Origin of the sequence: Legionella brunensis (genome assembly GCF_001467025.1) — a bacterium.
Lineage (GTDB): Bacteria > Pseudomonadota > Gammaproteobacteria > Legionellales > Legionellaceae > Tatlockia > Tatlockia brunensis.
Genome location: NZ_LNXV01000004.1, coordinates 46466 through 60390 on the forward strand (window position 1 = coordinate 46466; position 13925 = coordinate 60390).

Below are 13925 nucleotides of genomic sequence, written 5' to 3' on the forward strand. Positions count from 1 at the left end.
TACATGAGTCTAATAAACCCTGTCTTTAGGAAAATAAAGTCAATTAGTTAAAGTTTAGAAGAAAAAAGGCTCAAACACAGAAAAATCCTAAATTTCTTTGCCTAGATCGATGCCAACTGACGAAAAAACCATAGTGGCTGGCGATTTTCCCATAACCCTGGATTATTACAAATAAGATTTATTTGCTTAAGTGAGCAACAAAAGATGCCTTGCATACCAAACTACCAGCGATAGTTTATGAACCTGCTTGGAGTTTCTAGGAGTTTGTAATACTTAGTACCTTGTACATAGCCTATAATGTCTAATTATTAAACCAATTTAATTGGTGATAAATATGCCCGAGATAAATTTGCTTGATTGTTTAAATCCTCCCGATATCAATAAGTTCGTTGAGTTTCTAAAGGGACAGTCCGATAGTGAAAAAATAAAGCTCAGGATGTTACACACCGTCATCAAGCAATTAAGTGATAGAGAACTTCCTGAAAAAACTACTCTAGCATTTTTTGAAAAACTGCTAGCTTCCGTAGATCAAAAAACATTTGATTCTTTAGTGAGAAAAAAAGATGAAGACGGCAATACAATTTTACATTTAGCCTGCAAATTTGGTTATAAGACTTTAGTTGATTTCTTAATAGAGAACAGCAAAAAAATCGTTATTGAATCAAGTAAACGTCGAAACAATGAGGGAAAAATACCTGTACACTTATATGAAATTTCTCAAGAATATGTAAATCCTGATTACACAATAAAACATGATAGAACCTTATCCCTCCTAATCGAATTAGCAAAACTGCCATTTAGTAAAGAAACTGAGGCTGAGTTACCCCCTTCTGGAAATTCACCTCCTGCCATATTCTCTTTTGCTGGCATGCTCTTAGCGTGGCTTAACTCCTTATCTTTTTTAATTCCAAACAAACTAGCACTAGTTGTAAATGAAGTTTTTTATTTAAGGATATTTAAACCAAGTAATGAAGGTAAAAAAACAGATATACGCTCGATGGCTATTGAGTTTTTAGATCGTATTAATTCCTTTGCATTTTTAATTCCTAATAAGGTAGCAAAAATTAATGACGAAGACCTAAATTTAGAATTAGCCAATAGTCGAGGCAAAATCGATAAAGCTTTGAGAGACTTTAACTTATTTTTAAGCGAACAACATATTTACATAGATCAGCATATGCATGATGTTTGTACAAAAATAATAATATCCTTTATTGCCAAGCAACTAAAGGTGGCTCATTGTGGAGAATTGTGCTCTGTTTTAATGGATATGATTTTTGAAAATTCCGATGCAACTAAAGTTACTTTTTGTAAAGTAGAGCCCGGCAATCACGTATTTTTGAAAGCTGAATTTTTAATCGATAACTCTTTGCAATTTATCTATATTGACCCATGGAATAATCACTATTTTTTTGATGCAAACAAAAAAAATGTTATCGACGCAATTAGCTTTTATTCAGTAAATAATAAGGCAACTTTTTATTCTAGGTCTTTTTCTCCCAATATAATTTCTCCATTTAATCCCAAAATACAAAGAGTAACAGAATCCCTGACAATTACCCCAGATGAGTATAGGTTCGCAAAAATTTTGGTTAGTGATTTTACATTTGGAAAAAATTTGATAGAGGATGATCCTGAACAAGAATCGTATTCGACCCCTGGTTTTTCGCATGACTGATATCTCTAATTTGCTGAATCTTGAAATTCCTTCACTTTTTCAGTCACTAAATGAAACCGTTTAGCGAACCATTCATTCAACGGATAATAATATTTTGACCAAGATGATTGATTATGTTGCATTGTTGAAAATTTATTTTCTTGTCATTTGTTATGCCTCGTTTTTTACACCCCCCTGAAATTACTAAACGAAGACGTTCTCTTTCATTTCTCTTACCTCCGAGCAGCTCTACAGATCAGTTGGATATTTCGGGAGAACATTCAAAAATAAATAGCCTAAAAGAATTGTTGAATATTTTAGGTAACTTATGCTCAGGTGAATTTACTTACTATCAAACACTGAATGCCTTAAATGATTTTAAAAAACCTCAGTTAAACCATTTCCTAGCGGATTTAGATATAATAATCCCTGAACCTGTTGCAGCCCCTTCTAGTTGCCCGTATTAGAACATCTTGCTTTATCTTAGTTTTCAGTTAACTCTTTAGAGCAAGTTTATATTTGCAAACAGGGCCTTGAATAATAAAACTGTTAACTTCTTTGGTTACCTAATTGTAGCCTTATAACTTAATTGGCAAGCTATTCTCTTAGCCTCTTCTGCATTTCCACTCATACACTCATAAACCTGAAATATTCCTTTTCCACAAAAACTTAATAATTCCCTAAGAAATTGTTGCTAAACTGCTCAAAAAGAAGAATTATCTATCATAAAGACTAGATAATATTTTATCTTTCAAAACCTTTGCTCTTATCTCCCAAGGTAAAAGCAGTACCTAATTCTTTAACTTAAGTGAGAGTAACAAAAAAATGCTCGAAAAATTCGAACAACCTCAAGAACAGGAAAATGTAATTTACATTCATAAGAAAATGAACGAACAGCAGGCTAAAATTTTACTAGTAGCCTGTGCAGAAAAAGCAGCTAAACAACAGGGTGAAAACCTTCCTGATAAGCATAAATTATGGTTATTACGGGATAGTAGTGTTCCTGGTCTAATTACTTTTGAATCGATTGTTTACAATAAATCAAGTGATCAATGGGTAATTCAAACCCCTACTCGCTATATGAATTCGAAGCAAGGTTGGGTAATCAATAATAAATCTTCTCAGTCAGTTGAATTTGCTCAAATAGTAGAGAGGTCTGGTGGAAAGGAAGGCATTGATAGCGTGCTAATTGAGAGCTTAGTAATACACATACTTGAGACGAAAAATTGTAGTTTTGAGAATCACATTACTCCTTTTTGGGAAGAGAAGAAAAAAGTTGTGGCACAAGATTGTCATAAAGAGAAAGGAGAGGATTTTTCATTGCCCAGTTATATAGCCAATCTTTTAATTTGCCCATTGACTAAAGAGAAGAAACTAGAAACAGGGTTACATAAAACCTTACCACTTATGAAAGATCCAGTTGTTTTAAAAGATGATGGAAGAACATATGAGCGCGAAGTTTTAGTTGCACAATACAAAGAATTGGATATTGATTTAAAAGAGGGAGTGCATTATTACAGTAATATCGTATTAAGAAATATTATTAGTCACCTCGTCTCACAAAAACAATCACCTATTGAGTTGGATAAAATAGATGAAGAGCTCATTGACTCACTTAGTTTTGAGCATTTTGATAATGCAGTAATATCTCCAAGCGGTAATTCTTTTTCAAAAAGAGAAATAACCAAATATATCAACTCCAAAAAAATAGGACTCATGGAGCCTGTGGCTGCCGATCCTTTAAACCCTAATATAACAATAGGGAAAATGGATCTTATTCACAATGAGAATCTAGAGCTTTTTGTTAGGTTTTGGCCAGATTTTTATAAAAGCATGAGCCCTGAGAATATCTTAAAATAAGATCTTTTCTGCACATCAAAGACTATTAACCTATCTCATTGACAAATGCATTCTCGGGGAGTCCCAGCCCCCAGAATGCACATTTGTAGTTTGTTCATTTTTAATCTTTTTCTAATCAATTATTAAACAAAAAGTTATTTTTTGGTCTAGAACTATAATGAAGCTACCATAAAGACCAGGGAAGGATTTATGTTGCGGTTAAATGATCCAAACAGACTTACTGTGTATGCAAATCCAGCTCGAGATCTTGTTGTAATACAAGGGAATTCCGGGGTTGTCTATCCCTTCTACAAATCATCCGGACGTAACAGCAAAAGCGATCAAACCTGGTCACCATGGATGGGCTATTTCGAGCATCATCCATTACACAAAACAAACCCATCGTTTAATAATCAGATCTACATGGTTAAGCCAACCCCGTCCACGATTTCAGAGGAGGCTCAAGGGATAATTAGAAAACACCTGGGTAGTAATGCAGATAACTTCATACGCAGAATGGGTAATGATGAGGCTCTGGCTCTTTCTTGTTCTTTAGGCGGCGGTGATTGGGACAAGTATCCCCTGCTTCGTCAAGAAATTATGGCTGCAGAATCAACAAAAGAATTTATAAAAGCTCTTACTGTAGCAGCAATTATACCAGTAGATTTTCCACCTATACCTTCATCAAAAGATCCAATCCCATTTAATGGCATACAATATTCCGGTGAGGTAGTTCCAGACCAAGCCATTCTTGCTACATCGATGGAAACTGTTACAACAAAAGTTGCAGCTGGATACGTTACGGCATTTTCAGTACAGGATAAAAAACAATTCCCTACAACAAATCAAGTAAATACCCTTATGGCGCTAAAAGCAGAAAAAGTCGCTTTAGCAGCAACTGCAGTAGAAGGCCCTCTCCCGAAAGCTAAAGTTGGTTCAGGATCTTCTCCTTCTGTAAGCAATCCAGCAATGCAGCAAGAACATGGACGGATAGTAAGAGAGCGCTATTTAAGTAAACTAGGAATTATTAAAGATAAATATAAAAAACCACCAGGAGACGTGCATAAAGCACCAGAAGCTGGATCAGATTCGGAAGCAGGAGCCACAGGAGTTCGTTTAGGAAAATAATAAAATCATGCTATATCAATGAGAATAGTGTGATATTGCAGTGACAATGGCTCTGCAATCATATTTTCTTTTTCGCACCGAGATAATTTTTTAATATAGCGCTCAACTTTCATGGCTGCTGCTTTACCTTCTGGAATTTCCCAAGCCTGAGCAATTTTAACCGGCCTAAAACTGCGCGTGTATTTGCATTTACTTGTCCCGTCAATATGGGACTTATAACGTTTTTCCAGATCATTCGTAATACCTGTGTAATAGGTATTATTCTCGCAAAGTAAAATATAAACCCAATAACATGTTATCATTCGTTACTTCCTAACTATCTAGACTTCTTGATCTTCAACCGTTTGTCATCTTAAACAGCATACTGCTTTTGTTTAAATGAGTACTATAAGAATTATAAGCAAACCATAAATCAATCAAAAATAGGGTTGTAAACCCTCCCTTTTTAGTACCAAGCTAAATTAGAGGGGATTACAATGCTTATGGAAATACTCAAATAAAAACTCAAGGTCATGTCTGGCAATTTTCTATTTCTGAGTTTGATAATTTTAGTTATCGTTACAAAATTCAAAGTAAACGCTTAATGTTAACGGGTAAAATCCTAACTACATTTAAGCAAAGATTTCATCCTTACGTTTCTGGAGAAATTGGAGCGGGTTTTAACGGTGCTCCTCATACGATTATATAGTTATCGAAGACTATAAACCCTAAATATTATATTATAGCAATCTTCGCTGTAAGAGTGCACCTGCATTCCCGAACCGCGGGATCCAGAAACCAATGCCCCTTTCATATGCCGCAGAAAGAAACCTTGATAACACGGCTTAAATTAGTGAGGGGTTGTCTCGAGGAGAGCATTATCCTATAGTAAATACCGGTTGGAATGGACTCCTAAATTATTCTGGCTTACATACCAACTTTTCTTAATTATGGAGTGAAATTTATATGAATCAATTGTTTAAAAGCTTGACTGCCTCTGCTTTAGCTTTGGCAACTACTACTGCCTTAGCAAGTCCAGCCTATTTAGTTACACATAATAAAACAAATGTAGAATCGAATGCCTACGTTGCTGGAGTCGCTGCCCCGCATCCTACTGCACCAAATAGTGACGGCAAAGTATCCTGGCTGGTTGTCAGAATGGCTTGCTATGGTCATGTTGATAAGAGTGGCCGTTGTCATGCGGTAATTAAGATGGCAACTAATACCGACAAACCTATCGAATTAGGTACTGTCTCCATGGATGTAGAAAATGGTGATATACAACCTAAGCAAGTCACTGGAAATGGCTATACACTGACTGTGAATGGTCCAGGTGAAGCAACACTGACAAAAAATTAACTGAAAAAAAGCCACGCATAGCGTGGCTTATCTTTACTTCTTGTTTACTTCGTTGGAACGGGAACAGGTTGATCAATAAGCCACGTGAGTTGTACACCTACTAAATCTGCATGAGCATTACCACGCGCAGTAACATTATAAGTACTCGTACTACCAGCAACCTCAGTCCTATTAATGGTCGGATCTTCAGCTGCAAATAGATGAGTATAACCTGCATCGATACCAATATTTGGCCTCATTTGATAATGGCCACCGATAGCAAGTGCCCAACGGTTGGCATCAGGTATACGAATACTTCTGAAGGTATTGTTTGTTGGTGTCTCATCATAACCACCACCGACTCGCAACATCCACTGCTCGTTAAAGCGATAGTTAGCTCCTATAGCAAAACGCCAAGTGTCACTGTAGTTTTCTGTAGACACTGAATTAACAAGCACCTGCCCACCTGCAAATGTTGCAGAAGGAGGAGCGTAAGCCAGTGCATTGTTTAGTTCGATTGTTTTTATGCTGTTCCAACCGGTATAAACCACAGATGCCAGCAGAGCGAGTTTCTCATTAATATCTTGATAACCACTTAATGTTACGATATCAGGAAAATCAATACTATTGCTCGATAACGTATTAGTTTTCACTAAAGCATTTGGATTTGCTAAAAGGACAGAAAATGGGTCAGTAATATCCAGACCAGGTGAAGCTAAACGGCCATTTAAGCGACTAAAGCCATGGAATTTCTGTCTCATCTCAGATTGGTAATTTAAACCAATGCGAGTGTGGTTATCATTAAACATAGCCATGATACCAGCATGGAAACCAACCCCGAATGAATCACCTTTGTTATAGCTTTCTGAGTCGACAAAGTTAGGAGTCACAGGGACGCCAAAAAGATTATAAAATTGCATTAAGGTCGGAGCACCAAGCATGCGATTAAACTTCACACGCGCATATTGAAAATCAATACCAGCACCTAATGCAAAATTGTCACTTAGCTTACCGCCAATTTCAGGAGAAGCAGTGATAGTTTGCAATTCACTTAACGTTGCAGCGTAGCGCACAGGACTTCTTTCTCCCCATATTGTCTTCAATCCAAAGGGAGATACAAGACTGAAACCGAAGGTAGCACTTTCGCCTAGGGGTAATGCATAATGAAACGATGGAACAAACGCATCATGAGCACCATCTAAATCATTAAAAGTTTGAACATAGGGAAACGGAATTCCTGTCGTTCTAAAAGTGCTTGTACCGGTTATTTTAGAAGTTGGGAATACTCCAACTCCACCGAAAACAACCTGTTGATTACGAATCAATGCAAGTCCGGCAGGATTATACCAACCAATTGATGCATCAGCGGCTTCAGCAGCGATACCGGCAGCAAAATTGCCCACGGCAGATCCATTGCTTTCTGTGTATAGGGAAAAACTCCCTGCATTGGCGGTACCCGCCATCAACGCAAATATTGCTACGCTGACTAGTGTTTTAATGGGTTTTTGCATACTCTTCACACTCCTTACGTTAAAATGCATCCCAAGACATTGCAAACCAAGTGATAATAAATGAATTAAAGAGGATTTCAAACGCCTCTCGCAAAAAAATTCTCCATATAATCATAAACTAGCCACCAGAAATCCAGTGTGATTTCAAAAAATACACTATGAGTCATTATTGACAACTCTTTATTCCTGGTGCTTGCTTGTAAAATCTATCGAGTCCATGATAAGGTGTACTTTTTTTGCACGGGACTAATCATGCAACAAGTCGTCACTAAATTTGGTGGAACCAGTGTTTCTTCTCTGAAAACATGGGAAAATATTGCTGCAATTACCAAGCAGCATATTGCAAATGGTGTACAACCTGTTCTTGTCTGTTCCGCTTTAACACAAGCCTCCAATAAGCTAGAAAAAGCAATTGAAGCCGCTCTCATTAATCAACATGAAAACATAGAAGCAGACATTCGAGATAGCCACCTGGTATTGGCAAAAGCTTTGCAGGTATCAGCGGAGCTTATCACCGCAGAGTTGTCACAATTGCAGCAATGGCTTACTGGCATTGCGCTTTTAAAAGAAGCCTCTCCAAGAACACGTGCGCAAATTTTAAGCCTTGGCGAATTAATGATGACTCGTTTAGGTCATGCATTTTTACGCAATCAGGGGATTAATTGCTTGTGGTTTGATGTCCGTGAAGCTTTGGTTTCCACGCCTATTCCTGGGGGTGACACGGTTAATTTTCTTGCTGCACGTTGTAATAGTGAAGCCAATCCCGAACTTAGCAGAAAACTTGCAAGCAATAGTTCTCAAGCAATTATTACCCAGGGTTTTTTTGCAGCCGATCCGCAAGGAAATACCGTCTTATTAGGACGAGGTGGCTCAGATACTTCGGCAGCTTTGCTGGCAGCTATTTTACAAGCTAAAACTTGCGAAATATGGACAGATGTTCCCGGCATATATACGGCAAATCCCCATTTAATACCTCATGCCCGTTTATTAAAGCAACTCAACTACGATGAAGCCCAAGAAATTGCATCCATGGGTGCTAAAGTTCTACATCCGAATTGTTTACCACCTGTGCGCCGTGCAGGAATTCCAATGGTGGTTAAATTCACGCAAATGCCTGAGCATTCTGGGACAAGAATTTCTAAAGAAAGTGATGATAACGCCCCCCCTATTAAATCGATTCAGGTAAAACATAGTATTATCTTAATTTCGATTGACACCATTAACATGTGGCAACAAGTAGGTTTTTTGGCCGATGTTTTTGCCGCCTTTAAACTACACGGCTTCTCTGTTGATTTGTTGTCATCTTCAGAATCAAACGTAACACTTTCTTTAGATAGCAATGCTAAACTCCGTGATCGTCGGACTCTTGATGCGTTATTAGCTGATTTAAATCGCTTTGGTCGAGCTAAATTAATTGAGCCTTGCAGTGCGGTTAGTTTAGTTGGACATCACATCCGCACCGTACTTCCACAATTGGGCCCTACTTTAGAAGTATTTGATGCCCAACAAGTTTATTTAATGTCTCTTGCTTCTAATGATTTGAACCTAACTTTCGTGGTCAATGAATCTCAGGCTGATAAATTATGTCAAAAACTGCATAATTTACTCATTGAAAATAATCCTCAAAGTTTTTACTACTCGAAAAGCTGGCAAGAAGAATTCGGAAACCCAGGATTAAAAAATACTCCCTGGTGGGAGCAAGAACGAGACAAACTTCTCGATCTCGCAGCAACAAATTCACCTTGTTACGTTTATCACCTTCCAACTCAGTCACGCAAAACTGATGAACTTTTGGCAATGAAATCAATTGATCAACTGTATTACGCTGTTAAAGCAAATTCTCATCCAGATATCTTAAAAAATCTTTGTAATAAAGGGGTAGGATTTGAGTGTGTGTCGATTGACGAATTGCAACATGTTTTAACTCTATTTCCTGATATTGATAAACATCGTTTATTGTTTACCCCTAATTTTGCAGCAAGAACGGAATATGAATTTGCCCTATCAATTGGTTGTTATATTACGATTGATAATTTATATCCATTGGAAAATTGGCCGGAAATTTTTAAATACCAGACCATTTTATTACGAATTGATCCAGGCTGCGGTGCTGGTCACCACAAATATGTCTGTACAGGAGGCAATGAGTCTAAATTTGGTATCCCCCAAAGCGACTTACCTCAAGTCAGCCAATTAATAGAAAAGCATCAAATCAAAGTGATTGGTTTACATGCTCATTCTGGCAGTGGTATTTTAACTCCTGAACTTTGGCAACAAACTGCTTTAATGCTGACAGCTTTGTTCAGTCGCTTCCCAGATGTAAAAATCATCAACCTTGGGGGTGGCTTAGGTGTGGTTGAAAAACCAGGTCAACAACCTTTGAATCTAGAGGCCTTGGATGAATCACTCCTGGCAGTAAAATCAGGACATCCTCAACTGTCATTTTGGCTTGAACCAGGTCGTTTTTTCGTAGCTGAAAGTGGCGTTATTCTCGCTAAGGTAACTCAATGCAAAGAGAAAGGGAAAGTCCGTTTTATTGGCATTGAAACAGGGATGAATTCTTTGGTTCGTCCTGCCCTTTATGGTGCCTATCATGAAATTGTAAATTTAAGTCGTTTAAATGATGAAAAAACTGGATTTGCCCATGTTGTTGGCCCCATATGTGAATCAGGAGATACTCTGGGCTACGATCGTTTATTTCCAAAGACCCATGAAAATGATGTTATCTTAATTGCTAGTACAGGTGCTTATGGTCGTTGCATGAGTTCTCATTATAATCTCAGAGCTCCCGCGCAAGAAATTACATTGGATTAACAACACATGCTTAAGGACAGTCAACAACGCATACAAGCAACCGATCCCCGCCGATCTTTTATCGTACAAGCACCGGCGGGCTCTGGTAAAACGGAAATATTAACTCAACGCTATCTTCGACTATTAAGCACCGTTACAGCGCCAGAACAAATTATCGCCCTGACATTTACCCGCAAAGCAGCCAGCGAGATGCGCGAACGAATTTTATTGGCTTTAAAACAAGCTGTTAGCGGCATAAAGCCTGCCTCACCCCATCAACAACAAACTTTTCTTTATGCCCAGGAAGCTTTGGCTCGCAGCCAAGAACTAAATTGGCAACTTTTAAAGCAACCTGGTCGCCTACGAATAATGACCTTGGATGCTTTATGCCAAACAATTAGCCACACAATACCTCTCCAAGAAAAACAAATTCCTTATGCTCAAATTGCTGATAATCCCCAGGTTCATTACCAAACTGCTGCGCGCTCTTGTCTTGCCCACGCACTTGCTGATGAGGCATTTCATCAACCACTGAAGCATTTACTAAAGCACCTTGATAATCGTCAAGATAAGTTATTAAGTTTGTTCAGTGACTTATTAGCAAGTCGCGACCAATGGCTATCTGTTTTATATATCGCTAAAGAGCAAACTCAAACCTGCTTTGAAGAAATGCTCAAAATTCTTGAGCAACATGAATTAGCTCGATTTAAGCAAAGTGTTCCTCTCGCTTGTCGCACTGAGCTCTGCTCACTCGCTCGCCAAGTAGCAGAGATAGAAGCTAATCCGCAATCCCCGCGTTATTTGCTGCGGGATTGGGAAAATTATGACCAACTAAACAGAGAACTAGGTATAAGTCTTGCGGCCTTACTCCTCACATCACAAAATACCCTACGTCAAAGCTTCGATCATCATGTGGGACTTAAGCGCGGTGCTTGCGATAATCATTTGTACGATAATCTTAAATCGGCAAGTAAAGATTTGCTCGCGAACCTTGGCACAGAATCTAAGTTTCTCGAGGCCCTTTTAAAGATCAAAGATCTCCCACTCCCCCGCTACGATCCTGAGCAATGGCAAGTGCTTCAAGCTTTATTTACCTTACTACCACTATTAGCCGGTCATTTGCATTTGGTATTTAATGAAAACAATGAATTGGATTTTACTGCCGTTTCTCAGCAAGCTTTGTATGCTCTTGGTAATGACGAAGATCCTACTGATCTTGCCTTATATTTAGATAACTCCATTCATCATCTACTCATTGACGAGTTTCAAGATACATCCATTCAGCAATTCCAACTGCTTACTAAATTAGTCCATGGTTGGCAACAAAATGATGGCAGAACTCTTTTTATTGTTGGTGATCCCATGCAATCCATCTATCGCTTCAGACAAGCTGAAGTGGGTCTCTTCCTGAGAGCTAAACAGCATGGCATTGGCTCTGTGCAATTAGAGTCATTAGAATTGTGCTGCAATTTTCGCTCGACAGAAACTATTGTAAACTGGGTTAACCAGCAATTTCAGACTATTTTTCCGAAGATAGACGATATCGAATCGGGAGCAATCTCTTTTCATCACTCTATAAACATACTTCCTTCTACTGAGAATAGTTACATAAAGGCTTATCAATTTACTGATAGAAACAAAGAAGCCGAAGCAGTTATCGCTTGTGCTATTGCAGAATTACAAAATAACCCTAATGATGAGATTGCCATTCTTGTCCGTTCTCGCAGTCAACTTATAGAAATTACGCGTTTGCTACGTGAGCGACAAATTTCCTTCCAAGGTGTGGAAATTGAATTTTTATCTAAATTACCTCATCTTCGCGACTTATGGTCACTAACTCAAGCATTACTAATGCCTGCTAATCGTTTAGCATGGTTAGCCCTATTAAGAAGCCCATTTTGTGGTTTGCCTCTTTCCGAGCTTCATTTAATTGCAAATTTGGATAGAAACAAATCCATTTATTATGCTTTGTCGCAGCTTGATAAACTTTCTCTTAGTAAAGAAAGCCACATTCGCCTGCAGTTCATTTATCAAATATTAAAAAATGCTTTAATCTCTCGTCATCAAGACTCCATTGTGGATTGGATCGCATCAACTTTTAAGCAATTACAAGGCGAACAAATTCTAACTACGACACAACAAGCGGATTTGGAGCAATTCTGGCTATTGCTTGAGCGCTTTACAGCAAAAGGGCAACTCCCTAACTTAGAGCAATTTAAAATAGAATTTAACCAACTGTATTCACAATGCAATAATCCTTCACGCTTACAAGTGATGACTATCCACAAATCGAAAGGCTTAGAGTTTGACTGTGTTATTTTGCCAGGATTAGGCACTAAAAGCTCAAATCATGATCAACCTTTATTCCGTTGGTTAAAATTACCGAGCTCTGACAAGAAAGATTTATTACTGATTTCGCCAATTAAGCCCGCATACCGGGATCATTGTTTAGTTTACAACTACCTTGCCAACATTGATGCCGAAAAAGACAGTTATGAACTGCAACGCTTGCTCTATGTTGCAGTCACTCGTGCTAAAAAGCGTCTTTGCCTTTTCGATAATCGTGAGAAAGATACTAAGGGTACTTTTCGCAGTTTACTAAGAAACCAAGATTTTATCGCGACGCCTAAAGAGACTGATGAAACTCAACCACAGATGCCCCCCCCTTCCCGTTATCAGTTGCCTATTGATTTTTATCTCAATCCACCAGTGATCAACTCGCAAGAAATACCATCAACGGAAATTCCCTATCCCAATAATGCTCGTCAAATAGGCATAGTTACTCACGAATTATTACAATGGATCTGTAATTATCATCCGCAACATATTCAGGAACTACCTTGGCCAATGGTAATTAACCGCTTTAAATCCATGGGATTTGAAGAAAAAGAACTGTCTGAAGCTTGCGAAAACTTAAGAGCACAAATTGATCATTTATTGAACGAACCTATCGGTCAATGGCTTACCCAAATCCATGAGCAAGAATTTAATGAATATGCCTTATTAATCAATAAAGAGGGAACCGCCAGCACGCGAATTATTGATCGCACATTTATTCATAAAGGACAACGTTGGATCATTGACTTCAAAACTGGAAGTGAGGAAGTAAGTGCACAACGTAAGCATCGCCAACAAGTTAATGAGTACGCTAGCTTTTTTGCCGATAGTAATCACCCTATCCGTTGTGGACTTTATTACCTTGCCAGTGGTACTTGGCTAGAATGGAATTATGCAGAGGAATCTGCATTACCAGTATAGCAAGCGTTTAAATAATTGTTGCATACCTTATAAATGCAAATACAGAGTTCATATCTACTATGGGGGTTGCGAAACCCCTGAGTTTTGTTGAATCTCAGGAGTAGATTGCACCTGAGGGGCTTGCTGAACTTTAGGATCCTGCTCTAATTGAGGAGTTTGCTGAATTTCAGGAGCTTTTTGCACTTCCGGAGCAGGTTGCAACTGAGGGGTTGGTTGAGCTGTAGGATTTTGATTTTCAGGAACCTGTTGAACTTCAGGAGCTTGTTGAACTTCAGGGGCTTGTTGAACCTCAGGAGCTTGTTGAACCTCAGGAGCCTGTTGAACTTCAGGAGCCTGTTGAACCTCAGGAGCTTGTTGAACCTCAGGAGCTTGTTGAACCTCAGGAGCTTGTTGAACCTCAGGAGCTTGTTGAACCTCAGGAG

Annotated in this window: 8 protein-coding genes and 1 pseudogene; 6 read left to right on the forward strand and 3 right to left on the reverse strand. The window is 38.4% G+C overall.

The features are described 5' to 3' along the window. Positions 1–550 precede the first annotated feature (550 nt). The 3 genes from Lbru_RS01840 to Lbru_RS01855 all read left to right on the forward strand — a co-directional run bounded on the left by Lbru_RS01840 (position 551) and on the right by Lbru_RS01855 (position 4624). Positions 551–1678 (forward strand): ankyrin repeat domain-containing protein, encoded by a 1128-nt coding sequence (locus tag Lbru_RS01840; RefSeq protein ID WP_162262379.1) that lies wholly within the window; start codon positions 551–553, stop codon positions 1676–1678. Between the two features lie 804 nt (positions 1679–2482). Then, positions 2483–3517 (forward strand): RING finger protein, encoded by a 1035-nt coding sequence (locus Lbru_RS01850; RefSeq protein WP_058440484.1) that lies wholly within the window; start codon positions 2483–2485, stop codon positions 3515–3517. A gap of 189 nt (positions 3518–3706) precedes the next feature. Continuing rightward, complete coding sequence (locus tag Lbru_RS01855; RefSeq protein WP_058440485.1) at positions 3707–4624, forward strand: hypothetical protein; 918 nt, start codon at positions 3707–3709, stop codon at positions 4622–4624. A gap of 5 nt (positions 4625–4629) precedes the next feature. Here the strand turns inward: Lbru_RS01855 and Lbru_RS01860 are convergent, their stop codons facing one another. Continuing rightward, positions 4630–4926, reverse strand: coding sequence for a GIY-YIG nuclease family protein (locus Lbru_RS01860; protein ID WP_058440486.1), 297 nt, complete (start codon positions 4924–4926; stop codon positions 4630–4632). A gap of 643 nt (positions 4927–5569) precedes the next feature. Here Lbru_RS01860 and Lbru_RS01865 point away from each other — a divergent pair. Next, positions 5570–5962, forward strand: coding sequence for a hypothetical protein (locus Lbru_RS01865; RefSeq protein WP_058440487.1), 393 nt, complete (start codon positions 5570–5572; stop codon positions 5960–5962). Between the two features lie 44 nt (positions 5963–6006). On the opposite strand, the gene Lbru_RS01870 is transcribed toward Lbru_RS01865, so the two are convergent. Further along, the gene (locus tag Lbru_RS01870) at positions 6007–7461 is read right to left on the reverse strand and encodes an OmpP1/FadL family transporter (protein ID WP_058440488.1); all 1455 of its coding nucleotides are present in this window, start codon (positions 7459–7461) and stop codon (positions 6007–6009) included. Between the two features lie 243 nt (positions 7462–7704). Between Lbru_RS01870 and Lbru_RS01875 the strand changes: the two genes are divergently transcribed. Together Lbru_RS01875 and Lbru_RS01880 are read left to right on the forward strand one after the other, a co-directional pair. Beyond that, positions 7705–10266 (forward strand): bifunctional aspartate kinase/diaminopimelate decarboxylase, encoded by a 2562-nt coding sequence (locus tag Lbru_RS01875; RefSeq protein ID WP_058440489.1) that lies wholly within the window; start codon positions 7705–7707, stop codon positions 10264–10266. A gap of 6 nt (positions 10267–10272) precedes the next feature. Then, positions 10273–13503: a UvrD-helicase domain-containing protein gene (locus tag Lbru_RS01880; protein WP_058440490.1), complete on the forward strand. Its 3231-nt coding sequence runs from the start codon at positions 10273–10275 to the stop codon at positions 13501–13503. A gap of 57 nt (positions 13504–13560) precedes the next feature. Here Lbru_RS01880 and Lbru_RS17035 read toward each other — a convergent pair. After that, positions 13561–13925 (reverse strand): annotated as a pseudogene (locus tag Lbru_RS17035) (hypothetical protein); the annotation flags it as partial.